The sequence below is a fragment of the Flagellimonas olearia genome, from assembly GCF_009184425.1.
GTDB lineage: Bacteria > Bacteroidota > Bacteroidia > Flavobacteriales > Flavobacteriaceae > Flagellimonas > Flagellimonas olearia.
This window is the reverse complement of sequence record NZ_WELG01000002.1, coordinates 150,084-176,457: the sequence shown is the minus strand read 5'-3', so window position 1 is coordinate 176,457 and position 26,374 is coordinate 150,084. Positions and strand designations below refer to the sequence as shown.

The window sequence follows — 26,374 nt, the reverse complement described above, 5'->3', positions numbered from 1 at the left end:
TGTGAAACAGACATCCAAAAATATTTTAAAGTGTTTTGCCACGGTTTTTACCGTGGCAATCCTTTTTATGTCCTGTGAGGATAACTACGAACGCGTAGGGGAAGAGGCCATTAAGCCGGTCTTCCCACAAAGGGTGGCACAAAACTTTACCTTTACCTATACCGAGACCGTGGAAGCCATGAGCTCACAGGATTCGGCCAGATCCAAAGTCGTTGCGGTGCTGACCAGTCCATTGTCCGAGGATTTTGACAATCAAAACTTTAAGTTCCAGACCTTTCCAGAGGGACTTCAGGTGGAGTTTTTTGATGATAAAAACCAAAAAAGTGTGGTCACAGCAGATTACGGAATTGTGTATTTGCAGACCAATTTGTACGATTTACAGGGCAATGTGGTCATTGAAACCCATGATGGGAAGAAGCTGGAAACGCCACAATTGTTTTTTGATAGAAAAAATAATTGGATCTTTACCGAGGAAGCCTTTACCTATACCAACCCCGAGGATGGTACCGTAATGGATGGCGAAGGGATGGATTTCAATCGGGATTTTAGTTTCTTCAAGGCCCACAAAACATATGGTCTCATGACCATCAAGGAAAAAGAAATAGAAGAGTAGACATGATAAGAATTTTACGATACACCGAATACCTCTACTTGGCCGTGGCCGTGGTATCCATCTATAAGATCATTACCCTTTGGAGCGTAGCCCAACAGGAAACCTATATCTTTATCTTCTTTGCGGTAGTCTCCATAGCCATGTTTTTGTTCAGGAGGAGATATCGCAAACGTTTTGAACAACGACAAAAGGACAATCAGCAATAGCTTTGGACTTCTCTTTTACCATAATAGCCCTGTCGCTGTTATTTTCAGCATTCTTTTCGGGAATGGAGATTGCTTTCATTTCCGCAAACAAAATCCATATTGAAATTGAGAAAAAGCAAGAAGGCTTTTTGGCCAAAGTATTGACCTTGCTTACCCAAAAACCTTCAAAGTTTATTGCCACCATGCTTATTGGAAACAATATTGCCTTGGTGGTATACGGACTTTTTATGGGTGATGTGCTCATGAACTGGTTCCAAAGCCTGTTGCCCACGTCCTCTGACTTTTTAAATGCCTTGTTGACGGATTTCAGCCTGCTGTCACAGACCGTGATTTCCACCTTGATCATTTTGCTCACCGCAGAGTTTTTGCCCAAGGTGCTCTTTCAGATTTATTCCAACACCTTGTTGAAGTTCCTTGCGGTACCGGCCTATGTCTTTTATGTGCTGTTCTCGTTTATTTCGAGCTTTGTGATCAAGATTTCGGACATTATCCTAAAAGTGTTTTTTAAGACCGATGGTGATGAGGTGCAGTTGTCCTTCACGAAATTGGAATTGGGGGACTACATTACCGAGCAAATGGAGACCGTGGAGGAAGAGGACGAGGTGGATTCGGAGATCCAGATATTTCAGAATGCATTGGAATTTTCAACGGTCAAGGCCAGGGAAGTCATGGTGCCAAGAACGGAAATCACGGCCGTTGAGTTGGGTGAAACCCCAAAGAACCTTGCAAAATTGTTCTCCGAAACAGGCTATTCCAAGATTTTGGTCTACAAGGAAAACATAGATGAGATCATAGGGTATGTGCATTCGTACGAACTCTTTAAAAAGCCCAAGACCATTAAGAGCATTCTGTTGCCCGTGGAGTTTGTCCCTGAGACCATGCTCATCCAAGATATCTTGAACGTGCTCATCAAAAAAAGGAAGAGTATGGCCGTGGTGTTGGATGAATATGGCGGTACGGCCGGAATCTTGACTGTGGAGGATATTATAGAGGAATTGTTCGGTGAAATTGAGGACGAACATGATAGTACGGACCTTCACGAAGAGCAGCTCAGTGAGAATGTCTATAAGTTTTCCGCGCGATTGGAAGTGGACTACATCAACGAGAATTATAAGTTGGAACTTCCGGAAGGAGAAGAGTACGAAACCTTGGGTGGATTGATCATGAACGAGACGGGTGAGATTCCCGAACAGGACTCCGAGGTGAAAATTGAAAATTTCACTTTTCACATTTTAGAGGTGTCCAACACCAAAATTGATTTGGTCATGGTGCGCGTTCATACTGAGGATTAATAAATTCCACGCTTTTTTAAGCTTTCCTATTTGAAAAGAAAGTGGTATTTTCGCCCACCGTAAATAAAGAAAACAAGCAGTAAAATGGCAATATTAGAGAATATTAGAAAACGGACGACCGTACTGATCTTGATCATTGGTTTGGCGTTGTTCGCCTTTGTAATATCTGGGGTCTTTTCCAGCAACAATTTTGCAGGAGGGGGCAAAGTAGGTTCCGCAGTGGCTGAGGTAAATGGAGAAAGTATTTCCATTGATGATTTTAGAAGACAGGTGGAAACCGCCTCTAGACAGTTTGGCCCCAATTTCTCCTCCACCCAGTTGGTAAACACGGTATACGACCGGGAAGTGAGAAAAACCATCCTGAACCAACAGTTCGAGGATTTGGGGATTGATGTGGAAAGTGACCAGATCATTGAGTTTGTAAAAACTTCGGGCTATGCCCAGATTCCGGATTTCTTGGATGAGAACGGTATCTTCAACGAGGAGGTCTTTAAAAGTGCCATTGCCGATTGGAAAGTGAACGATCCCCTACGCTACGAAGCTTGGTTGCAAGATGAGCAAGCCATTATTGAAGCTGCCAAGGAGCGTTTGTACTTTAACCTGATCAAAGGGGGCGTTGGTGCCACCCTTACCGAAGGGGAATTCGATTACAAATTGGCCAACGAAAAGGTGGATATCCAGTATGTTCGGGTACCTTATACCTCCATTGCCGACAGCACCATTGAAGTTTCCAAAAGTGAGATTCAGGCATACATCAGCAATCATCAAAAAGAGTTCGAACAAGAAAGGGCTCGGGATGTGCGCTTCATCTATTTTGAGGAAAAACCATCCGCTGAAGATGAAAATGCCGTAAAAGAAGCCATTACTTCACTACTTGGCGATACGGTTGAATACAACGAAGATAACGACACCACGGATACTATTCCCGGGTTTAGGAGCACCACGGATATGGCTGCTTTCTTGGATAGGAATTCCGATACCAAATATGATACGATTTATAAAAGGAAGAACGAACTGCCAGCTATTGCCGCAGATACCCTTATGGCCATGAATGTTGGTGAGGTCTATGGTCCTTACAAGGATGGGAATTTCTTTAAGGTTTCCAAGGTTATGGACAGAAAGGCCAATGGAACGGTAAAGGCAAGTCATATTCTATTTACATGGGAAGGGGCCGAGCGTGCCAACCCAAGCATTACAAGGACCAAGGAAGAAGCGGAGGCCAAAGCCAAGGAAATTTTGGCAGAGGCCAAAAAAGAAGGCGCTATCTTCACATCTTTGGCAAGGGAACATTCAGATGGACCTTCTGCACCTAGAGGAGGTGACCTAGGTTATTTTGAAGAAGGTGTAATGGCCGATGAGTTCAATGATTTTTGTTTTGGAAATCCTGTTGGGACCATTGGTTTGGTAGAGACCCAGTTTGGGTTCCATATCATCAAAGTGGATGACAAGCAAGATGTGCTTAGAGTTGCCACCCTGTCCAGGGAAATAGAGCCTTCTGAAGAGACCATCAATACGCTATTTACCAATGCCACCAAGTTTGAAATGTCGGCTTTGGATGCCGAACCAGAGAACTTTGGGGACATCGCCAGGGAAAGCAGCTATACGGTAAGACCTGTGAACAAGATCAAGGAAATGGATGAGAACCTTCCTGGTTTGGGCTCACAGCGTAGTATTGTGCAATGGGCCTTCAACGAAGAGACCAGTGTGGGCGATATCAGACGTTTTAATGTCAACAACGGCTATGCCGTGGTACAGTTGACCAAGAAGTACAAAAAAGGCCTTATGACGCCTGAAGATGCCTCGGCAACGGCTTTGCCAGAAATCAGAAAGGAACTGAAAGCAGAAAGGATTATGGCAGCCAACCAAGGAAAGGCCATGGATGCCATAGCCTCCAATAACAACGTGAGCTTGAGCAGTGCTACGTCGGTGACCCTTAAAGCACCCACTTTGGCCGGAGCCGGAAGAGAGCCTTTGGTAGTGGGAACCGCTTTTGCCCTCAACCAAGACCAGACCTCTGGATTGATCAAGGGAGAATCTGGGGTTTATATGGTAAAGGTGACCAAAAAAGAGGATGCCCCTGCCATGGAAAACTTTAGTACCTATGCCAACAGTTTGCGCACCAGTGCCGCCAACCGTGTTAATACTGGGGTGTACAATGCCCTTAAAGACAAGGCGGAAATTGAAGATAACAGGGCTGTGTTCTACTAGGACACAGTTTTGAACCCTATAAAAAAAAGCGCCCCGTTTAACGGGGCGCTTTTTTTATGATCGGTCCGGGACATCCCATTTCATTTTGTAGCGCATGTCCGTGATTTTTCCTTCGGAATCTACCTGTATTTCAAAACCTTGTTTAGATCTCATATACGCATCACGTAGAAAGTACCACTTACCGTCTTTGAAGAAGAACTCCCTTTTGTCCAGTTTCCAACCCTCCACGGGATATAGAATGTCCAACAAATCTTGAAATAGGGGAGCGGTCGCAGGGGTCAGGGAAAAATCCTCATGAAGATGATCCAGAAAGAAATCCATGGAGGTGTTTTTCCTGAACTTCTGACAACTTTGTATGTCCGTTCCATCATCAATTACAATAAACTCATCCAGGTCCTTTCCGGAATCGTCATAGATATTGGTGGTCTCCAAGGCAATACAATATACTTTGTGTCTTAAAATCTGTTCGGTGGCATCGGACACCAATGCTGTAAAGGTGATATTGGAATTCTCTTTTAGGAACCGATCAAGTCTTGCGGAAGCGCTTTTACTTACTTGGGAATATCCATTGAACATGGAGATGAACAGTCCCATTAAGAGATAAAGTACAGAGAGTTTACTGAACCGTGACATGGTATTGGGTTTTGGTTTATTGATTTAAACCTAGCACAAAGTTCCATGCTTTAGGTGTGCCAATTGACGAATGCCCTGTTTGGGTTTATGGATAAGTGTATTGAATGTAATGAAATAAAAAAAGCTGCCCATTATGGGCAGCTAGGTTTCTTGAAATCAAAAAAAGGGAGCTTGGTTAGTGTTCATCTGCCGCTAGACCCGTTCGTCTGTAGCCTGCCAACTGATAAATTGTCCCAGGATTCAAATCGTCGGAAAATTCAGCTTCAAAGTAAATGCTATCAACAACGCTTCCTCCGGGGGCAATGGTACCTTCCTTAATAATCAAGCCATTGGTGATGTTGATGTCCACTTCATAGCCATCTACGTTACTGGGCAAATTGGCTCCTGAGAAACTTAAATTTTCACCATCTGCAGGACATACAACCTTAAAATCCCAAATATGATGATGGTCATCAATCCAAAGGGAGTTTACATCTGCACTGTTTGTGGTCGTGATTAAACTATACTCCAGTGCTTCTTCATTATTGATAAAAAGACGGACGTACCAATCACCGCTTAAATCTTTCAAGGCAGTTTGATCCACTTCCAGAGCTTCATGTTTATCACAGGACAAGGCCGACACCAATATTGTAGTGAGCAGTACCGCTTTTAGAATTGTATTTTTCAGAATGATTTTCATGGTAAGGGATATCAAAATTGAACTTGTTTTAATTGTACATGGAAGACTCCATTGCCAAAGTTTGCTGTTCCGGTAAAGGCGATGGTCCGTCCTATGGGGTTAACGGTAAACTCGGTAATATCGGCAACGTTGCCAAAACCAGGAAAAATTGCTTGGGTTATGGTAAAGTCATTGGAGGGAATATCATTTACGGTAATTATGGAACCTCGTGCTGCATAATTTGGGCCATAGCCACGACCAAAGTCATAATAACCTCCAACCGCATGGGAAATTTCATAGGTGTTATCCCCTGTTTTCCAGATAAGCACATAGGTTAGCCCGCTATACTGTGCCGATGGTGTAAAATCAGGTGCTCTTTGCACATCTGCCAAATAAAGCCCCTCTATGCTGTTGACCAAATCTCCGGTATTGGCTACCCAAACGTTTCGGATGGCGGTGCCATCAAAGCCATCGCTATTTTCAGCGGAATAGGTGACCATATAGTTGTCCGGTACCGATGTGTCCACGCCTGCCGCGCCTTGGTAAGTGCCACTTCCAAAACTAGTCATGGTGGTTACGGATACATCCCCCGCAAAGGCAGAAGCACCTGGATCTACATATTCTGACCCGAAAGGGGCCAAGATTTCGGCATTACCGTTAAGCGTGATTACGGGGAAACTGGTAAGTCTTGAAACATCTGCAGTTTCATCTTTAGTGCAGGAGGTAATAATTCCTGCCAGTATAGTAAATAGTATGAGTGTATTTTTCATTGTGTCTTATTTTTAGTTAGCATACCAAACTTTCTCCGTCAAGGCAATTTGTGACGGGGTATTGGGATTTCGCTGGGCCTCATCCAGAGGAAATAGGAATCTTCTTGGAAACAATCCATTAGTGTTGGCTTCTACGGCATAGGTGAGTTCCCCGGGTACATAGGCTGGATCGTCACCCGCTACACTACTAATGACCGGATAACCTGTCCGGTTCTGTTCAATAAAGCTTTCATAGCCATTTCCAGGATAGAAGGATACCCATTTTTGGGTAATAATAGCCTGTATGTTTTCTTCACTGGTACCATTGGGATAGGCGTATGCCGCATTGACAAACGGTGTGCCATCCAACCCAAATTGGGCAAAAGCAGCTATGACACCATCTTCATACAGTGCTTGTGCGCCGTTACCATTCATATAGCGTACACGGGCCTCAGCTTGAAGAAATTTGCTCTCTGCTGCGGATATAAAATAAAAAGGATCTGTTGCGTTCAAGAGGACAACGGATGTGCTACTGGAACCATCGTCAAAGTCGCCTTGCAATTGAAAAGTAGTGCCATCATAAAAGGAAGCAAGCCTGGGATCGGAGTTGGTGTCCAAAAAAGTTCCCATAGTATGACTTGCCCTTAGGTTGGTACCCACATTGAGTTGTCTTTTCTCATTTTCGTACAAGGGGTTACTTCGGCTGGCCTCATCCACAAATTGGGTTATCGCGGCGGACTCATCCAAGAAACTGGCCCCTGAGTTCATAAGGGCGGTAACCCCTGCAGAGGCAACAGATGGTCTCGCATTGGATTGCCTTAGGTATAACCGAAGCAGTAAGGTATTGGCAAACTGTGTCCATTTGTCCATATCACCGGCAAACAACAGATCTGTTTCACCAGGGACATTATCCAAAGGAGAGTTGGAAAGATTTTTGGACAGTGCTTCTTGAAGATCGGAAACCATCAAATTATAAACGGTTTCTGCACTTTCAAAAGTTGGGGTCAATATAGCCGTGTTGTTGGACTCTGTATAAGGAACCGAGCCATAGAAATCCACCAAGATTTGAAATGCATAAGCTTCAAGCGTTGAGGCAATCAAATAGTAATTCCAATTTCCTTCAGTTTCTGCATTGGCCTTAATGTTTCGGATATCGGTCAAAGCATCATATAATTGGGACCAACCGTCATTGATAAATGCATGGGAGTTGGCTATCGCGTAGCTGTCTATAGTACGATATTGGTTGGCCACGGCACTTTGGGTCCAAAACTGACTCCAGAATCCACCGGGTATCGCAAAATAGGTTCCTGCCGCCGCTGCTATTCCTGTTTGTGCCGCAGGTAGTTCTGCAGACATCGGGATTTGTTCAGGTGTGAGGAGGTCTGGGTCCGTATTGATGTCCAACTCATGATCACAAGAAACCAAACCGGTTCCTGCAATGATATATAGGCAGTATAGAATGAATGTCTTTTTCATTGTTTTATTTTTAAAATGAGAATTTTACGCTAGCTCCGTAGGAGCGCTGTGCTGGGTTAGTGGCAAATTCACCAAACTCACTTCGTATGCCCCTTCCATATGAAGTGGTTTCAGGGTCTACATAGGTATTTTCACTTGGTGTCCATAAAAAAAGGTTTTTGCCATAGAATGAAAGTGACATACCTGAAAGGCCTACTGACTGAATGAACTTTTGAGGGAAGCTGTAGGTTAGGGCTACAGAACGCAGTCGTATAAAGGATTTGTCAATAATGTGTTCTCCTTCAATAGCTTGGTTTTGGCTTGCGCTATAAAAAGCGGTTACGTTTTCATAGTCAACATAGGTAGTATTCTCCTCATAACCAGTTACGTTTCCTTCGTCATCTGTTACGGGCACTACGGAATTTGGAATAATAAAGGGCTTTCTGTCGTTATAGGTGGTTTCCTGGGCATTCCCTACAAAATAGCTGAGCCTTTTGGTGTAGGAGTACATTTTACCTCCTTTTTTCCAGTCCCAATTGGAGGAAAGGCGAAATCCTTTAAATTCAAAGGCATTTTGTAGCCCCATAACGAAATCACGCTGGGAAGTTCCCAAATATTGCTCTTCACCGCTATAGGTATAATATCCCGTATTGGGGTCGGCGATGATTTGTCCATCATCAGTAGTGTCGGGTTTAGGACCATAAAATACACCCAGGGGTTTTCCTTTCTCAGCATAAAAGTTGATGTTGTATGCTGAGTAGATGGAAATTTTTGAGCCTTCCTCACTATCTTCGTCACCCACAACATTGGTTACCTCACTTTCGTTTTTGGAAAAAGTGTAGGTTAAGTCCCAAGTGAAATCTTGTGTCTGGATAGGTTTTGCTGAAAAGGCCAATTCAATACCCCGGTTGCGCAAATCAACAAAGTTGCCAGTAATCTGGGAATACCCTGTAGAGCGTGGAACATTTAAATCTACGATCAAGTCTTTGGTGTCCCGATTATATACAGCAACATCCAGACCCAGACGATTGTTAAAGAATTGGGTTTCAATCCCAAGCTCAATCTCATCGGTGACTTCAGGTTTCAGGTTTTGATTTTCAATTCGTCCAAAAACCTCATAACTGTTCAGACCTGCAAAAGGGTATTGGATGGAACCAAAATATCCTGCATTTGCTGCTTGGCCTGCTGTGGAATATACTTGATATAAACCGGTATCGTTACCAATACGTGCATAAGCCCCCCGTAATTTCACAAAGGTTGAGCTTCCATCCACTACCACGGCAGCCAAAGAAGCTGAAGGATAGAAATACGAATTATTTTCAATAGGAAGGGTCGAGGAAAAATCATTTCTTGTGGTAAGGGTCAAGAAAAAACGGTTCATATACCCTAATTCTGCACTTGCATAGATGCCCAACACCCTTCTGAGATAATCACTTTGCCCAAGGGATGGTGTGGAGGCAGAATTACTGAGTTCGTAAAAATTGGGCAGGTCCAAATCGGTCACGACAACAGATAGTGAATTACCAGCTCTTTGGTTGTAGTTGAAACCGCCAAGAACATTTAGATTAAGGTCATCTGTAAAATCCTTATTGTAGTTTAGGTTCAAGTAGGTATCCAATTCGGTGTTGGTATATTTATACTCGCCAACTGCTCCAACTACACCGTTCGCGCCAGCCAAATCTTGTGGAGAACCTTCTATATATTCAATAATGGCTCCGGTTCGTTTGATATATTCATTGTCCACATCCCCACCAATTTGCCAAATAACATTAAGATTATCTGTTATGGCATAATTAAGATTAATGTTGCCAAAGAATCGATTTTTTAGAGAGTGTACCTTATTGCTTTCCAAAGTAACATAGGGATTGGCAGCATATGGGGTATAGAAGTAACTGGGAGTATTGAAAATATTGGATTGGTCTTCCATATCTACAATACTGATATCATTGGGCATCTGAAGTATTTCTTGAACCAATGATTTTCCAAAAGAAGCATCATCCCCTTGACCTGAAGGTATGGCCCACTGATCCTTAAAAGCATAGTTGGCACTTGCCTTAAGCGCAAGACGTCCTGAAGAGATGCCCGCGTTGAGCCCAAAGTTATCTTTGATAAAAGAATCTGAATCAGTAGGGAATACTCCATCAGAATCTACTCTGGAATAGGTGAGGGCTACATGTGAATTTTCATTGCTACCACTGATGGTCAAGGAATTGGTGTAGGTTTGCCCTATGTCAAAGAACTCCCTAACATTATTTTCAAGTGGAACATATGGTTTAATTAATTGGGTATTATCCACGATGCGGCTCCAAGCCCTGACCTCCCCATCAAAGGGAGCTCCCCACGAGCCATTTTCATTACTGGCGGCCAAAGGACCTTCCCCAGAAACGTTGGAATAAGATAGACCTGACCATCCTGTTCCAAATTTTTGCTGTTTGTCCACCAGCTTTCCTACTTCGTTATAATCTATGGAAGAAGTAAAATCGACCCTGATTTTTCCCTTACCGGTTTTGGTGGTTATTATTATGGCTCCGTTAGCAGCTCTGGAACCATAGAGTGCCGTTGCTGCTGCTCCTTTTAGGAAGTTGATACTCTCTATATTGTTTGGGTCCAAATCGACTACTCCCGACCCAACATCAAATGAACTTGATGTGTCAATGGAACCATTGGAACGGTCCAAAACAGGTGAGCCGTTGATTATATATAAGGGTGTATTGCTGCCAGTAATAGATCCAAAGCCACGGGAAATGACTTTTGTTGATGCTCCGGGTTGTGCAGGGGCGGAGATGTCAACACCTGGGATGGCACCCGAAAGAGTTTCTAAGGGGTTAAGGGTTGAAACTTCCGTAAGTTGCTCAGCGGTGACTTTGGTTGCAGCAGATCCCAAGGAACGTGCTTGTTTTTTTATGCCAAAGGCACCAACCACCACAACCTCTTCCAAAGCTTGGGCATCTTCCTGCATCTGTACATTGATGACATTGCGGGTTCCAATGGACATACGAACATCCTGCTGCCCCAAATAAGTGAACAATAAGGTTTTACCTTGGCTGGCATTGATGGCATAGTTTCCATCAAAGTCGGTTTGGGTACCGGTATTGGTTCCCGAAACAACAATATTATCGCCGGGCAGGGGCAATCCATTTTGGTCGGTAACCGTTCCGGTAACCGTTTTTTCCTGTGCAAGTGCTATGGTACAAGTACATATGAACAGCACTAGCATCATCCATTTTTTTGCTCTCATTAAAGAATTTTTAGTTAATAGTTAGTTAGTGCAATCCATCAAAGCAGGAGATAGAACATCATCTTAAATCAAGCTAATTCAGCACACTTGTAAGAACAAAACCTGTTGTTGTATGGGAAGGTTTTTGGTACTCCCGCCCTGAAGATTGCCGAGCAAAAAAAATGAAAGAAAACAGGGGGCTTGTTAAGGTTTAAGAACCTTTACTAAGTCGCCGAAGGAGATTAACATTAACAGATGCCAGATTAAGAAAGCGCATTGGAAATGGGACAGGGGTATCATCCATGGGCATTCATTACCATTTCATCCAAAAATTCGGTAGGGGTGGTGTGGGTAAACTTTTTAAAGGCTTTGTAGAACGATACCCTATTGTTGAAACCGCATAGGTAGGCAATGTCGGAGATGGATTGGGAAGAGGTTTCAAAACCAGAGGAACACAGCTTGTTTTTTGCTTCTTCTATTCTGTGGGCGTTGATGTAATCATAAAACCCCATATTAAAATGTGCGTTGATGACTTGTGAGGCATGATGCCTGGAAACATCAAGTAAATCTGCAATGTCATCCAACCTTAGTTCGTGGTTTAGATAGGGTTTTTTGGTGACCATCATCTCCTCCAGTTTCTGTTTCAATTCCAAGGAAAAGGTTTCGGAGAGGCCTGTTTTTTCATATTTGTTCCTTGGATTGGCAAATAAGTTTTCTTCTTTGGTTTTTGCAATATCAATGGTTCCGTTCAAATGACCATAAATCATAATGGCATAAAACATCAAAGGGATGAATTGGACATAACTCAGAAGTACAAATAGCCCATCATTAAATTTGGTCCAACTGTAAAGGGTCAATAAAATGTTGTAGAGTACAAAGGAGAAGAATAGGAAGAACAACTTTTTGGACTTTTTTTTCCGTTCTTTCAGAAGGAGTGTCATGGCCAACAAGAGGGCCAGCAGCGAAAACAACAATAAGGTATATTCCCAGAATAACATAACGGCTTCTTTTTATAGAATTAATGGGCAACAGCTATGTATGGGGATTCGATTCCAAGATGTGAAAAAACCTTCAATCTTATGGTCGCCAATTGACGGATACCCTGTTTGAGTTCACGAAATGGCCAAAACGGGAGGTTTTATGTAAAAATGTATCGGGAGTACAAAAGTTTAATCCACAAAGAGGGCCGCGGTAAAATCAAGTAAGTCGACATTGCCGGGTTTTCCATGTCCTGGGATAATGGTACTTGCCTTGGGATATTTGGATTTTAGGTTCTGAATGGTCTGCGGCCACGCCGCTGTATTGGCATCTTCCAGATTGCCTTTTCCTGCTCCCAGTGATTTTACCAAACATCCGCCAAACAACACTTCTTCACTGGGGAAGTAACCGATACTGTTGTCTTTGGTATGGCCTTCGCCCACATAGTCCAGGATTACTTTTTTATCCCCAAGATTCAGTTCTTTGGTGCCTATAAATCCATTTTGAGGTACGGGATGCCCCTTTGCAGTGGCCAATTGAATGGTTTTTTCAGTGGCATATGAGGGAATATCTCTTATGTGAAATGCTTGCAATCCTCCCAGACAATCGGTGTGGAAATGGGTGGTAACGATTCCTTTTACTGTACAACCCAGTTCTTCTTGGACCCAGTGAATGAGTTCTTCAGATTCGGTATCCGTGTTAGGGGTGTCAAAAATGATGGCTTCGCCTTGATTGACCACAATCATACCGTTGCAGGCCACTTTCCCAAAATCTTGGGTGTTCAGATAGGTAATGTGCTGAAAGGTATGCTCGGTCAGTTGCTCTACCACAAGTTGGTCGCTTTCATATCGGATGGGAGTTTTTTTCGACGTGCAGCCCAATAGGACTAAAAAGAAAATAGCGTATAGATGAAATCTCTTCATGATGGAGTCTTTAAGGAAAGGGTAGGTCACAATACCATTTTGGAAAAAGGGACAATCGTTTGGAACCCTTTACCCCTAAAATAATCCAAAGTGTTCTCATTTCCCACGGCCAATACAAAATCGCCGCCCCAAGCTCCCAGACTTTTAATGGCATGGGGGTAATCGGGGAAAAGTCGTGATTTCACCGTTGGGATTTTGAGCGTATGGGATAGGATGGCCTCGTGTTCTTCCATCAGGCCTTCAAATTTGGTCAAATCGTTTTCCGAGACCATTTTTTGGGTGATCGTGGAAATGCTGTCCAGCAAATTATCCTTGTTGAATTGCTGTTTCCTATAGTTGGCAATGGCCTCTTTGCTGCTTTGCTTTTGGTTGAGGTGCACAAAATAAAGGGACTCCTTAAAGATGGGGTCAAAGGCTACTTCGTTGACTACCGGTTTGCCATCTTTCAATTGGTAAGTAATAGGTAGATTATGTTGCGCACAGGCAACATCATACCCACTTCCCCCAAAGGCGTTCCACAACAATGTATAGGCATCTACTTTTGCCCATTGTGCCATGTTGTTGATCAATGTTGATGAAGTGCCCAGCCCCCAAGACCTTGGAAAATCAAGTTTTGTGTTCACTTGTGCTCCTTTACTTGTCAATAAAAAATCGGGGTTCTGTGTGCTGGCTTCGTTAATTAGGGCTGTCAAGGTTGTTGCAATCTTCCCGTCCGAAGTGGAAATGGTTTTAAAACCATCCAAACCCAATACCGCCTGAAACCAGATTTCGCCTTTTTCATTATAACTGTTCCATTCCAGCAGACCTGTTTCGGTAGTCAATACTTCAAGGGATTGGCCATATTGTGTAGGGACGGCCAGACCCAAGGCCCCATCCAAAATGGCGTACTCGCCCGAGAGCAACAACTTACCATTGCTATGGAATTTGGTCTGCATTATTGGGACTGTATCTTTTCCAACGCTTCTTTTACCGAAGCATTGGTCACGGTTCGGTCCTTGAAATGCTGGACCAATTGTTGTTTTTCACTTTCTGAGGCCCCCATTTGGTTGAGCATGTTCATCAAGTGCATTTTCATATGCCCTTTTTGGATGCCCGTAGTGACCAGTGATCGCAGTGCTGCAAAATTCTGTGCCAATCCAGCAACGGCCACAATCTGCATCAGTTCTTTGGCAGTCGGGTTTTGAAGGATTTCCAGTCCCAATTTCACCAAGGGGTGCAAAGAGGTAAGTCCACCCACTGTACCCAATGCCAAGGGCAGTTCAATCCAAAAGGTGAAGGTTCCATCTTTGATGGAGGCATGGGTAAGGCTGGAATATTGCCCATCTTTGGAAGCATAGGCATGTACCCCGGCTTCCACGGCCCTAAAATCGTTCCCAGTGGCCAAGACCACCGCATCCACCCCGTTCATAATTCCTTTGTTATGGGTCACGGCACGGTAGGGTTCTACTTTGGCGATATTCACGGCCTGCACAAATTTTTCCGCGGATATCCCGCCCTGTTCAAATTGTGAAACAGGACAGCTTACTTCGGCCTGGACCAAGCAATGTGGAACGTAGTTGGAAAGAATACTCATCACCACTTCAATCTGCTGTTCCTCAGGACTGAAGTTGGCATATGAAGCTGCTTCATCTTTCAAGGTCTTGGCAAACTGCTCCAAACACGAATTGATGAAGTTGGCCCCCATGGCATCCAAGGTCTCAAACGTACAATGCAATTGATGGTAGCCTTCTATTTTGTCACTTAGATCTCGTAACTCTATATTCTTGATACCCCCGCCACGTTTTTCCATGTTTTGGGTAATGGAAGACACACTCTGGATGAGCTTCGGTTTTAACGCCTCAAAAAAGCGTTGGAGTTTTTGAGCATCCCCTCTATATATAAAATGTACCTGTCCCACCTTTTCAGTGTCAATGACTTTGGCCTTGAACCCGCCCCGGTCCAACCAGAATTTGGCAGCCTTGCTGGCAGCGGCCACTACGGAACTTTCCTCAATGGCCATGGGAATGACGTACAGTTTTTCGTTGATCAAAAAATTGGGTGCTATGGCAAAAGGGAGGTAATAATTGGAAATGGTGTTCTCTATGAACTCGTCATGCAGCTTCTGGACCGCAGGGTCCGGATTCCAATACTGCTCCAGTAATTTTTTGGAGGCTTCGGGGTCTTTGGTGAAGTGCTCGGCAATATAGGCTATCTTTTCGGCCTTGGAGCGTTTGGAAAAACCTTCAACAGGGGTGTCCATAGTGTTTGGTTAAAGGGTTCAAATATAAAGATAATTGTACTTTGTCGATATCCAGATTGTCCTGGGGATGGTCTAAAAAGGGCTTTTTGGGGAAATCAATTCTTGTTGCAAATGCAACATTTAAGTTTATTTTTCCGATAAATATTAGTAAACTTGACGGTTTTAAATAATTTTTTCTTCACATGAATAAACAGTTCCTCCTGATCCTGTCCCTTTTAGGATTTTTGACTTTTTCAACTGCCCAAAAGAAAAAAATCACCCTCGAAGAAATTTGGGGAGGGGAATTTAGGACTGAGCAAATGGACGTACTCCGTTCCATGAAAAATGGAAAACAGTATACCATATTGAATTTTATGCGTTCTCCCTGGACCAGTAGTTTGGATAAATATGATTATGAAACCTTGCAAAAGGTGGAAACCATAGTGACTTCGGGAGGTGCGGTTCCTTTTTTTACATCGTATGCCTTTAGTGAGGATGAATCCAAAATTTTGTTGGCCACGGAGATGGAGCCCATTTTTAGGAGGTCAACCTTGGGAATTTATTATGTGTACGACATTGCCACCAAAAGTTTGACAAAGGTCAGCGATACCAAAATTCAAGAACCCATGTTATCCCCGGATGGATCCCAGGTGGCCTATGTGGATAACAACAACCTATATATATTCAATGTAGCCTCCAAGACGGTACAACAAATAACCACGGATGGGAGCAAGGGGACCATCATCAATGGGGTCACGGATTGGGTGTATGAAGAGGAATTTGCCTTTGTCCGTGCCTTTGAGTGGAACAGTGAAGGTTCCAAGATTGCCTTTTTACGGTTTGATGAAACCGAAGTCCCCATGTTTTCCATGGATATTTATGGTCAGGGACTCTATCCTTTTCCTTACGAGTTTAAATACCCCAAGGCGGGAGAGAGCAATTCCACAGTAACCTTGCACATGCTGGATGTAACGTCAGGTTCCATAACCAAAGTGGATTTGGGCAATCCCTACTATATTCCCCGCATCAAGTGGATGAACAGTCCCGATCACTTGAGCGTACAGACCCTCAACCGACACCAAAACGACCTTAAGCTACTCGATGTGAATGCCAAGGACAACTCGGTTGCCATTTTGTTGGAAGAAAAGGACAAAGCTTATGTGGATATTGATGATGACCTTACTTTTTTACCGAATGATAGTTTTATTTGGACCAGTGAAGGGGATGGATATAACCATCTGTACCTACATCATAAGGATGGCAGGCTGAAGAACCGTATAACCGAGGGGCCTTGGGAGGTGACCCGGTATTATGGATACGATGGGGCCAAGGATAAGATCTACTATCAATCCGTGGAGAACGGTTCCATTAATCGGGATGTGTACAGTATCTCGAGCAAGGGAAAGAAAAAGAAAAGACTGAGCACCAAAGCAGGAACAAATGCTGCGGCCTTTAGCACGGATTTCACCTATTTCATCAATACGTTTTCCAGTTCCGAAACGCCTTATGAATTTACACTTCATACCGCATCCGACGGAAAATTGGTGAAGGCCATCAAAGACAATTCAAAACTTGGGGACAAACTTGAGGGTTACGAGATCGCCCCAAAGGAATTTTCCACCATTAACATCAATGGGAATGACCTAAACATGTGGATGATAAAACCGGCAGACTTTGATCCGAATAAAAAATACCCCTTGTTCATGTTCCAATACAGTGGTCCAGGTTCCCAAGAAGTCGCCAATAGATGGTTGCGCGATAAGGATTATTGGCACCAGATGTTGGCCAGTGAAGGGTATATTGTGGCCTGTGTGGATGGAAGAGGTACTGGGCTAAAAGGGAGTGATTTTAAAAAGATTACCCAAAAGGAGCTTGGTAAATATGAGGTGGAAGACCAGATTGCAGCGGCCAAAAAATTGAGCGAACTCCCCTATATCGATGCGAATAGAACTGGGATTTGGGGCTGGAGTTATGGTGGATTCATGTCTACCAACTGTATCTTAAAGGGCAATGATGTATTTGAAATGGCGATTGCCGTGGCCCCGGTAACTTCGTGGCGTTTCTACGATACCATTTACACCGAACGTTATATGCAGACCCCGCAGGAAAATCCATCAGGGTACGATGATAATTCCCCATTCAATTATCCAGAATTGTTGAAAGGGAAATATTTATTGGTGCATGGCTCCGGGGATGACAATGTACACGTGCAAAACACCATGCGAATGATAGAGGCCTTGGTGCAGGCCAACAAGCCTTTTGATTGGGCCATTTACCCCGATAAAAATCATGGCATCCATGGAGGAAATACCCGATTGCACCTGTACACCAAAATGACCAATTTCATCAAGGAAAATTTGTAACCAAACTAACTAGATATGTCGGAAGTTATTAAATCTACCACAGGCAATAATAAGTTTAGCCATCCTAAAGGGCTTTATGTCTTGTTTGCTGCTGAAATGTGGGAACGTTTCAGCTATTACGGTATGAGGGCCATCCTTATTTTGTTCATGACCACGGATGTTGTGCAAGAAGGTCTTGGCCTGACCACGGAAACGGCGGGAGCAGTGTACGGACTCTATACAGCTTCGGTTTACTTAATGACATTGCCCGGCGGTTGGTTGGCCGATAATATTTTTGGGCAGAGAAAGGCGGTTTTTTATGGAGGTGTCCTTATCATGATAGGCCATTTGATTCTTGCAATACCAGGATCTCCGGCAATATTTTTTGCAGGTTTGGCCTTTGTGGCTTTGGGAACTGGGCTGTTAAAGGGAAATATAAGTACGCTGGTGGGAGAGCTTTATGAAAATGAAGATGGAGCCAAGCGTGATGCTGGATTTTCCATATTCTATATGGGAATCAACCTTGGGTCATTTTTCGGACAAATTTTTGTGCCGCTTCTAGCTGAATATAACTGGCACTTAGGTTTTGGACTTGCTGCATTGGGAATGTTGCTGGGCTTGATAGCATATAAGTATTTTGCTCCAAAGCATCTTGGTGATATCGGTGTCGAGCCAAAAGTCAAGCAAATGGAGAAAACAAAAAAATCAAATAGTTTGGTCACATATGCCATAATTGCGATTGTATTGATACTGTTGGTGATTTTACAGTTATACAATTATATTGATGTTACCACGGCTACTGGAATTGCACAAGCTCTTGGTTTGATCATTGTTGTCATTACAATGGGATATTTTCTAAACATACTTTTCAATGGGGGGTTGTCTGTTGAGGAAAAGAAAAAAGTGTCAATTATTTTTATCCTTTTTGTTGGGATTGCCATTTTTTGGTCTGGTTTTGAACAAGCTGCGTCTTCACTGAACTTGTTTGCCAGAGACTTTACGGATCGTTTTATCGGTGGTTGGGAAATGCCAGCGGGCATGTTGCAATCTTTCAATTCTGGATTTATAATCATTTTTGCTCCAATCATTGGAGCACTTTGGGTAAAGTTGGCTGCGAAAAATATTAACATACGCACCCCATTTAAATTTGCCATTGGACTGATTTTACTTGGATTAGGGTTTTGGGTTATGGTAGAAGCTGCACATGTGGCAGCTAGTGGTGCCAAGGCAGGAATGTTTGCATTGATCCTTACTTACTTTTTACACTCCATAGGTGAATTGACAATTAGTCCAGTAGGTCTTAGTGCGACGAGCAAATTATCCCCTGGAAAGTATCTGGGCCAAATGATGGGAATATGGTTTGTGGGTGCGGCTTTAGGGAATTTGATTGCAGGACTGATCGGAGGTAACTTTGATCCGGAAAATGTGGTTGAAATGCCAAATATATTTTTGAATGTAGTTTGGGTTTCCGTTGGAGCGGGACTAATATTTTTTGCGGCAAGTCCATTTATCAAAAAATGGATGGGGAACGTTAACTAATCAGATTTAGCAATTAATCATTGAAATAATAAGCTCCCTTTTCACCAGTATGGTGGAAAGGGATTTCTTTTTGGGTGCAAGTCCGTTTCCAGCGAGATACATAACTGGGATAATTACTGCCATCGGCCAGTACCATTTTGGGACGAACGGAGTCCAATAAACGCTCCAGATTGATTTTTGGGGACTGGGTGAGCAGCACAAAATCTTGGTTTTTGTTTTCTGGATAAATCCCCAAACTATCCATGATGTACAACTTTTTTTGTCCGATGGAATAGCTGTTCTTGAGCTGTGTGTTGTCAATGGTCTTGATTCGTTCTGCTACCGAATAATCCCGAACAATGCTACCTGAATTAAGGCTATCCTGCGCATATATATGTAAAGCATTCCCCAACTGGTGCAGCAAAATGGTGTTTTGGGACTTGTGGACCAAGACCAAGGCTTCTTTTTGCTTGAGTTGTATCTGGTTCCAAATGCCCCAAGTTTGGAAAGCAATGATGCCAGTGCATAAAATCAGAGCAGGTTTTCGCTTAGTATGGGATAGGAATACAACCACGGAAATGACCAGTGCGTAGCCCAAAACCAATTGTACACCATCAAACGGAATGTCCTTGATTACAAATTCCTCTTGTTGGGCCACCCAACCCACAATGGAATTTATGGTTTGTATGACCCAATTATAGGAAACCACCAAAAAAGTGGGAAGTTGATTCAGTAGGGCCAAAGCCATGACCAAAATGCCAAGGCCCAAAATCAAACCCAAAAAGGGAATGATCAAAAGATTGGATACAAAAAACAAGGCCGGAAATTGATGGAAATAGAACAGGCTAATGGGTAAGACTCCCAATTGGGCGGCCAAGCTCACAGATAACAATTGCCATATTTTGCGGACGATGATGTGTTCCGGGAACCAAAACCGCTGCAATTTTGGATAGATCCAAACAATGGCAAAAACAGCAGCATAACTCATTTGAAACCCTACTTGAAATAAGAAAAGAGGCTTTATCAACAAAATAAACCACATGGAAAGTGCAATGATGTTGAAGGCGTTGGTAGGCCGGTTCAAATAGAGGGCATAGGCCACAAAGGAAAACATGGTAACGGCCCGTACGATGGAAGGGGAGAGTCCGGCCACAAAGGCATATGCCCATAACAGGAAGACCACGCCGACCAGTTTCAAGGTTTTTCCCTTTGGGAAACGCTCCAGAGGCGATAAAAGAAATTGGAAGATAAAAAGGAGGATGCCCACATGCAGTCCGGATACCGCCAAGATGTGTATGGCCCCTGCTTTGGAGTAGTTGTTATAGGTTTCCTCTGAAATGTCGTCCCGTTGGCCTAATAATAGGGCTTGGATTACGGCCAATTCGTCTTTGCCAAAAGGATGCTCTTTCAATTTAGCGATGAGGTGTTCCCTAAAACTCGAGGCCAACCCAACCATGGTCGAAGTGGATGTTTCTTGCACAACAATAGATTCATGATTGGTCCGTATCTGATGAAAGATGCCCTGCTTTTTCAGGTAGCCTTTGTAATTGAATTGATATGGATTCAGGGGAGGTTGTATGGTTTCCGCCTTGGTGAACACAAATAATTTCTCATCAATTTTAAAGTTCTCCTTAGTGGAATCCACAGGAAGACTCAGCAATAGTTTACCTGTTGCCTCCTTTTGTTCCAGACCTTCCGCTTCAACCACATAGCGTTGGGTGTAGGGATTGGGTTTTAAGATCTCCTTTACCTTCAGTTGCCATAATTGGTCCAGGGTAAAATTGTTATGGGAATAGTGGTTTCCCAAATTATTGGAGAGCGATAGACTAACCACCAACATACCTAAGGATGTGGTTATAAGCAGGGTGGTCAACTCAAAAAAGGGAATACCATCTCTTGCCTGCCTTTTATAGGTAAAGTACAGGATGGGGAGCATGATACAAATCGCAATGAACGGGATGCGGGGGGCGATATCCAGATAAAAGCCCAAAACAATCCCCACAATGAGAAATATTGTGAGTTTGATGGACACAAAATTAAACGAGCGCACTACAAGATACGCATGGCCTTTACAAAGGCATAGTTCCAATATCCCTCCCGTAATGAGGATACCAGAACGCCTCTTGAGGTCGTGGCATGAATGAATTTAATGTCGTCTCCATCCACATCCACCACAAGGCCCACATGGTTGATGCGTTTTCCTGTTTTACTTGTCTTAAAAAAGAGCAAATCGCCCTTTTCTACGTCTTCCACCTGAATTTTTTCGCCCTCTAGTGCCATTTGGTACGAAGTTCTTGGGAATAGGATTTCGTTTTCCTTTAAGGAAACATAGACCAATCCAGAACAATCCATACCTTTTTTGGTGGTGCCCCCGTATTTGTAGCGTGTTCCAGAAAAGCCCATAGCGGTGGAAATGATGGCCTCGGCCTTGGCATTTTCACGTTCTTCCTTTTCTGGTTTTTCTTCGGGGGATGTCTCTTTGGTGGACCCCTCTACCGTAACGGTTCGGGTCTTGCTGTAGGTTCGTTTTCTCTTGCCTGGGCCGCAGCCGATCAGGGCAAAAAGAAACAGTAAGAAAATGGTTTTGCGTAACATCCAAGAAATTGTATTGCTTTCTTGGGCGTTAAATCTAAGCATTTTCAACGATTAATCGGGCGGCTAATTGACTGGCACCTTTTCCGCCTAATTTTTCGCGAAGTAATTCATAGTCTTCTAAAATGCGTTCCCGCTCGGGGCCGACCGCTATTTTTGAAAGCTCTTTTTTGAGGTTTTTGGTGGTCAGGTCATTTTGGATGAGTTCTTTGACCACCTCTCTTCCCATAATCAGATTGACCAGTGAAATAAAGTCGAGTGTGATGATGCGTTTGGCAATTTGGTACGAAATCCAATTGCCCTTGTAGCATACCACTTGGGGAATGCCAAAAAGGGCCGTTTCCAAAGTGGCTGTCCCACTGGTCACTAGTGCCGCATGGGAATGTTTGAGCAAGGAATAGGTTTTGTTGGATACATAACCCACCCTGTTTTCCTTTAGGAAAGGAGCGTAAAAATCGTCGGGTAGGCTTGGGGCTCCGGCAATCACGAATTGATATTCGGAAAAATCACCTTTTACGGATAGCATCACGTCCAACATCTTTTGAACCTCCTGTTTTCTGCTTCCAGGAAGTAAGGCAATAATAGGTTTCTGGGCGTCCAATCCACTTTCTTTTCTGAAAGAGGCCTCGTCCACCAAAGGGGTGTTCTCTATGGCATCGATAAGGGGGTGACCCACAAACTGTACGGGGTATCCATGCTTTTTTTCATAGAACTCCTTTTCAAAAGGAAGGATAACGTACATCGCATCAATGTCGCGCTTGATTTTTTGGATACGGCCCTCCCTTGAGGCCCATATTTGAGGGGAAATGTAGTAGTTGGTTTTAAAACCGTTTTGTTTGGCCCATTGGGCTATCCGAAGGTTGAAGCCGGAAAAATCAATAAAAATGACCACATCCGGATTGAATTTTTTGATGTCTTCCTTGCAAAAAGCGATGTTTTTAAAAATAGTGGGGATGTTCATGATCACCTCAAGAAATCCCATAAAGGCCATGTCCTTGTAGTGCTTGGCCAGCTGTCCTCCGGCCTGCTGCATCAAATCACCGCCCCAACAACGGATATCCGCGTCAAGATCTTCTTGCTTCAGTGCCTTGATAAGGTTGGAGCCGTGCAAATCGCCGGAAGCCTCACCTGCTATGATATAATACTTCATCGTATAATGCTCAAGTTCAATTAGAACAAAACTTTGTAGGCCAAAATCACCAAGGCGGTCAACAATGTGGCAATCATGACCCCTCTTGCCCTCAAATCCCTTTTGATACGGAGAAACCCGAAGAATGCAATCAGGTTCAAAATGGCACCCAAGGCCAATAAACTGCCAATATGGCCTTGTTCCACGGCAGCATTGAAGGTATCCACAATACCGATATCGGAAAACAAAAGAATGTATAGTAAAGTGCCAAAAGTGTTTGCTATGATGCCCACAGCAAAACCGATAATGATTTCCTTTTTAGTGTCCATTCAAGTTCCAGTTGTTTATGTTCGATATGGCGTGGTGGGCCGTAAGGTCAAATTGGGTGGGAACCACCGAAATATAACCGTTGGCCAACGCCCATTCATCCGTATCCTCTCCTTTGTCCAAAAGCTCAAATTCGCCTGTTAACCAGTAGTAATCCTTTCCGGATGGACTGGTACGCTTGTCAAACTCCTCCTTCCAGTTCCCTCTTGCCTGTCTACAAACCTTGATGCCTTTGGGCTCTTCAGAGGTTTTGGGAATGTTCACATTGAGTACGGTTCCCTTGGGTATCCCATTGGCCAAGGCCTCGACCACAATCTTTTTGATGGGTTTTAAGGAAGGCTCAAAATTGGCCTCCCATGAATAATCACACAGGGAAAACCCAATGGCAGGAATACCCTCGATCCCTGCCTCTATGGCAGCACTCATGGTGCCGGAATAGATGACATTGATGGAAGAGTTGGAACCGTGGTTGATGCCACTCACGCAAATATCCGGTTTTCGCTCCAAGATTACTTTAAGGGCCAACTTTACACAGTCCGCTGGGGTCCCGCTACAGCTATATTCAAACGGAGCGCCCTCTTTATGGTCTACGACCACCTTCTTGGAGAACAGGGTACTATCCACGGTAATGGCATGTCCCATGCCCGATTGGGGGCTGTCCGGGGCCACAACAATAACGTCCCCTATTTCTTTCATGGTCCGTATCAAGGCCCTAAGGCCCGGAGCGGTAATTCCATCATCATTGGTGACCAGGATAAGTGGTTTTTCCATTTCGTATAATTAATGGCATAAAAATACGTTTTTCATAAGGATATGATGCCCCGACCGTTTAACAAAAAATTAAGCGGACCCATAAAGAACTGGCACGGTTTTTTCAGTATCTTAGGGAATTCATACAATTAAAAACGACGGAAACCGCAACCTAAATCCAGCCTCTTGGGGGAGATAGTTTCGGTCCGATAAAAACATATTATGAAGAAGAACTTCGTTTTGGCACTTTTGGTGATCCTTGTAGCGGTCGCCTCTTGTAGCTTTACCAATAAGTCCTTTGAGAACGATGATAAGGACAAATTACTGTTGGATTTGATTACCTATGTCTTGGAGCGGGGCCATTATGAGCCCAAAGATTTGGACGACACCTTTAGTTCCAATGTTTTTGATGACTTTATTGATATCCTGGACCCTACAAAAAGATATTTCTTGGAAAGTGATGTCAGGGAATTTGAAAAGTACCGGTTCATGATCGATGATGAGATCAGAAATACGGAAATCACATTTTTTAATGTGGTCTACCAACGTTTGATGGTACGGATGAACGAGGCCAAAGAGATTTATAAGGAAGTGCTTGCCGAACCATTCGACTATACCCTTGACGAGGTGATTGACATTGATTATGACAAGCAGGAGTTTGCCACCAATAAAAAACAGCTCAAGGAGCGTTGGAGAAAACAACTCAAATACAACACTTTGGCCGTTTTTGAAAACAAAGTCGAGAATCGAATTTTAGATGCCACACAGGGGGATGGTCCCCAGGCTTCCGCAGATGTTTTGGTGAAATACAACGAAATCCCAACTTCTGTGGATAGGGCATTGACTGAGGAAGAGGCCCGTGAAAACACCAAGAACACTTTGGATGAGTTCTTCGATTTTGTGGGTGATTTGGAAAGAAAGGATTGGTTTGTACAGTACATCAATACCATAGTGGAAGAGTTTGACCCGCATACCTTTTACTTCGCTCCAGAAGAAAAAGAGCGTTTTGACATTGGGATGTCCGGTAAGTTTGAAGGTATCGGGGCCCGTTTGCAAAAAAGACCAGAAGGTGCAAAAATTGTGGAAATCATTTCAGGAGGTCCGGTTTGGAGAGACCAGACTTTGGAAGTAGGGGATGAAATCCTAAAAGTAGGACAAGATGGCGAAGAGCCTATTGATATTGTGGGAATGCGCCTTGATGATGCTATTAAATTGATCAAAGGCCCCAAAGGTACTATTGTGGACCTTACTGTGAGAAGGGTCGATGGGACCATTGAAGTGGTCTCCATTGTCAGGGATGTTGTGGAGCTGGAAGAGTCCTATGCCAAATCGGCGACCATAAAGACAGATGATGCCCACAAGTTTGGATTGATCAACTTGCCGAAGTTTTATATCGATTTTGAGGACTATACCGAAAGAAATGCCGCCACCGATGTGGCCAAGGAAGTGGAGCGTCTCAAGGAGGCAGGAGCAGAAGGTATTGTTCTAGATCTAAGGGACAATGGCGGTGGATCACTGAAAACCGTCGTGGAAATGGCCGGATTGTTCATCAAGGACGGCCCTATAGTCCAAGTGCGTTCCTCAGGACAACGCAAGGAGGTACATGAAGACAAGGACGAGCGTATACAGTGGGATGGTCCATTGGTGATTCTTGTCAATGAACTGTCCGCATCGGCATCCGAAATTTTGGCCGCGGCCATGCAGGATTACAAGCGTGCCGTAATCATAGGAAGCAAGCAGACCTTTGGTAAGGGAACCGTTCAAAATGTAATTCCTTTGGACAACATTGTGCGAAGCAATGAGCATGGTGATTTGGGAGCTATAAAATTGACCACCCAAAAGTTCTATCGTATCAACGGAGGCTCTACCCAATTGGAAGGGGTAAAGAGTGATATTGTGGTTCCGGATAGATACAGCTATATTGATTTGGGAGAAAGAGATCAGGAAAACCCATTGGGTTGGGATAAGATCACCCCGGCCGACTACAAGGTATGGGATGGTTACATCGATTTTGAGACCACCGTTGCCAATAGTAAGAAACGGATGGAAAACAATGCCCAGATCAAGCTTATCGATGAAAATGCCAAGTGGTTGAAAGAACAACAGGATGAAACCGTAATTTCTTTGAATTATGATACCTATATCGGTAGGGAAAATGAAGCGAAGAAACGCTCTGAAAGTTTTAAGACCTTAAGGGATTATGATTCCAAATTGGCTTTTGAGTCTTTGGAGTATGAAACCGAATTGTTTACCCAAGACTCCGTATTACGGGAGAAAAGGGATAGATGGCACAAGAGTCTGGCCAAGGACATCTATGTGGAAGAGGCCGTTAATGTGCTCAAAGACCTTAAAATGAACAACATCAAGAACAATGAGCGCAAATTGGCCAGCGTAAAAGGATAATAAAAATTATAGATAGATATTAAAAGCCGACCCAACTGGGTCGGCTTTTGTCTTTTAGGGCATGCTGTGGAATGTAAAAATCCCGATGATCAAAATAAATCAATGGATAGGCTCTTCTTTATTTTTTTGGATGATAAATTATTGTTCAACTTTGTAGTGAAAC

General features: G+C 43.6%; 21 protein-coding genes. 7 read left to right on the top strand and 14 right to left on the bottom strand.

Annotation, left to right across the window (positions count from 1 at the left end):
- Window position 1: 1 nt before the first annotated feature.
- From lptC to F8C76_RS10115, 4 genes are all read left to right on the top strand, one after another.
- Window positions 2-613, top strand: coding sequence for an LPS export ABC transporter periplasmic protein LptC (gene lptC, locus F8C76_RS10130; protein ID WP_152131633.1), 612 nt, complete (start codon window positions 2-4; stop codon window positions 611-613).
- 2 nt (window positions 614-615) lie between these two features.
- Window positions 616-819 (top strand): hypothetical protein, encoded by a 204-nt coding sequence (locus F8C76_RS10125; protein ID WP_129653505.1) that lies wholly within the window; start codon window positions 616-618, stop codon window positions 817-819.
- Window positions 820-821: 2 nt separating this feature from the next.
- A complete protein-coding gene (locus F8C76_RS10120) occupies window positions 822-2,111 on the top strand; it encodes a hemolysin family protein (RefSeq protein ID WP_152131632.1) in 1,290 nt (429 codons plus the stop codon).
- Between the two features lie 84 nt (window positions 2,112-2,195).
- The gene (locus F8C76_RS10115; protein ID WP_152131631.1) at window positions 2,196-4,319 is read left to right on the top strand and encodes a peptidylprolyl isomerase; all 2,124 of its coding nucleotides are present in this window, start codon (window positions 2,196-2,198) and stop codon (window positions 4,317-4,319) included.
- A 54-nt stretch (window positions 4,320-4,373) separates the two neighbouring features.
- Here the strand turns inward: F8C76_RS10115 and F8C76_RS10110 are convergent, their stop codons facing one another.
- From F8C76_RS10110 to F8C76_RS10070, 9 genes are all read right to left on the bottom strand, one after another.
- Complete coding sequence (locus tag F8C76_RS10110; RefSeq protein ID WP_152131630.1) at window positions 4,374-4,952, bottom strand: hypothetical protein; 579 nt, start codon at window positions 4,950-4,952, stop codon at window positions 4,374-4,376.
- A 175-nt stretch (window positions 4,953-5,127) separates the two neighbouring features.
- Window positions 5,128-5,631: a lipid-binding protein gene (locus F8C76_RS10105; protein WP_152131629.1), complete on the bottom strand. Its 504-nt coding sequence runs from the start codon at window positions 5,629-5,631 to the stop codon at window positions 5,128-5,130.
- Between the two features lie 11 nt (window positions 5,632-5,642).
- On the bottom strand, window positions 5,643-6,380 hold the full coding sequence (locus F8C76_RS10100) for a BT_2262 family domain-containing protein (RefSeq protein WP_152131628.1): 738 nt from the start codon (window positions 6,378-6,380) through the stop codon (window positions 5,643-5,645).
- Window positions 6,381-6,392: 12 nt separating this feature from the next.
- The gene (locus F8C76_RS10095; protein ID WP_152131627.1) at window positions 6,393-7,835 is read right to left on the bottom strand and encodes a SusD/RagB family nutrient-binding outer membrane lipoprotein; all 1,443 of its coding nucleotides are present in this window, start codon (window positions 7,833-7,835) and stop codon (window positions 6,393-6,395) included.
- A 10-nt stretch (window positions 7,836-7,845) separates the two neighbouring features.
- The gene (locus F8C76_RS10090) at window positions 7,846-11,052 is read right to left on the bottom strand and encodes a SusC/RagA family TonB-linked outer membrane protein (RefSeq protein ID WP_152131626.1); all 3,207 of its coding nucleotides are present in this window, start codon (window positions 11,050-11,052) and stop codon (window positions 7,846-7,848) included.
- Between the two features lie 275 nt (window positions 11,053-11,327).
- Window positions 11,328-12,029, bottom strand: a complete 702-nt coding sequence (locus tag F8C76_RS10085; RefSeq protein ID WP_152131625.1) for a helix-turn-helix domain-containing protein — start codon at window positions 12,027-12,029, stop codon at window positions 11,328-11,330.
- 171 nt (window positions 12,030-12,200) lie between these two features.
- Complete coding sequence (gene bla, locus F8C76_RS10080) at window positions 12,201-12,932, bottom strand: subclass B1 metallo-beta-lactamase (protein ID WP_152131624.1); 732 nt, start codon at window positions 12,930-12,932, stop codon at window positions 12,201-12,203.
- A 26-nt stretch (window positions 12,933-12,958) separates the two neighbouring features.
- Complete coding sequence (locus F8C76_RS10075) at window positions 12,959-13,867, bottom strand: GYDIA family GHMP kinase (protein WP_152131623.1); 909 nt, start codon at window positions 13,865-13,867, stop codon at window positions 12,959-12,961.
- Window positions 13,867-15,171, bottom strand: coding sequence for a hydroxymethylglutaryl-CoA reductase, degradative (locus F8C76_RS10070; RefSeq protein WP_152131622.1), 1,305 nt, complete (start codon window positions 15,169-15,171; stop codon window positions 13,867-13,869). Before F8C76_RS10070 ends, F8C76_RS10075 begins: the two co-directional genes overlap by 1 nt.
- 182 nt (window positions 15,172-15,353) lie before the next feature.
- Here F8C76_RS10070 and F8C76_RS10065 point away from each other — a divergent pair, with 182 nt between their 5' ends.
- Together F8C76_RS10065 and F8C76_RS10060 are read left to right on the top strand one after the other, a co-directional pair.
- Window positions 15,354-17,513 (top strand): S9 family peptidase, encoded by a 2,160-nt coding sequence (locus F8C76_RS10065; RefSeq protein WP_152131621.1) that lies wholly within the window; start codon window positions 15,354-15,356, stop codon window positions 17,511-17,513.
- A 15-nt stretch (window positions 17,514-17,528) separates the two neighbouring features.
- Window positions 17,529-19,031: a peptide MFS transporter gene (locus F8C76_RS10060; protein ID WP_152131620.1), complete on the top strand. Its 1,503-nt coding sequence runs from the start codon at window positions 17,529-17,531 to the stop codon at window positions 19,029-19,031.
- 13 nt (window positions 19,032-19,044) lie between these two features.
- On the opposite strand, the gene F8C76_RS10055 is transcribed toward F8C76_RS10060, so the two are convergent.
- The 5 genes from F8C76_RS10055 to surE are packed head-to-tail and all read right to left on the bottom strand — an operon-like array spanning window position 19,045 to window position 23,829.
- Window positions 19,045-21,012, bottom strand: a complete 1,968-nt coding sequence (locus tag F8C76_RS10055) for a ComEC/Rec2 family competence protein (RefSeq protein WP_249042396.1) — start codon at window positions 21,010-21,012, stop codon at window positions 19,045-19,047.
- 47 nt (window positions 21,013-21,059) lie between these two features.
- Entirely contained in the window at window positions 21,060-21,605 is a 546-nt protein-coding gene (locus F8C76_RS10050; protein ID WP_152132861.1) for a C40 family peptidase, read from the bottom strand.
- A gap of 34 nt (window positions 21,606-21,639) precedes the next feature.
- Window positions 21,640-22,752, bottom strand: a complete 1,113-nt coding sequence (gene lpxB / locus F8C76_RS10045) for a lipid-A-disaccharide synthase (protein WP_152131618.1) — start codon at window positions 22,750-22,752, stop codon at window positions 21,640-21,642.
- A gap of 20 nt (window positions 22,753-22,772) precedes the next feature.
- On the bottom strand, window positions 22,773-23,060 hold the full coding sequence (locus F8C76_RS10040) for a hypothetical protein (RefSeq protein WP_129653491.1): 288 nt from the start codon (window positions 23,058-23,060) through the stop codon (window positions 22,773-22,775).
- Window positions 23,050-23,829, bottom strand: coding sequence for a 5'/3'-nucleotidase SurE (gene surE, locus F8C76_RS10035; RefSeq protein WP_152131617.1), 780 nt, complete (start codon window positions 23,827-23,829; stop codon window positions 23,050-23,052). Before surE ends, F8C76_RS10040 begins: the two co-directional genes overlap by 11 nt.
- 201 nt (window positions 23,830-24,030) lie before the next feature.
- Here surE and F8C76_RS10030 point away from each other — a divergent pair, with 201 nt between their 5' ends.
- A complete protein-coding gene (locus tag F8C76_RS10030; protein WP_152131616.1) occupies window positions 24,031-26,211 on the top strand; it encodes a carboxy terminal-processing peptidase in 2,181 nt (726 codons plus the stop codon).
- Window positions 26,212-26,374 lie beyond the last annotated feature (163 nt).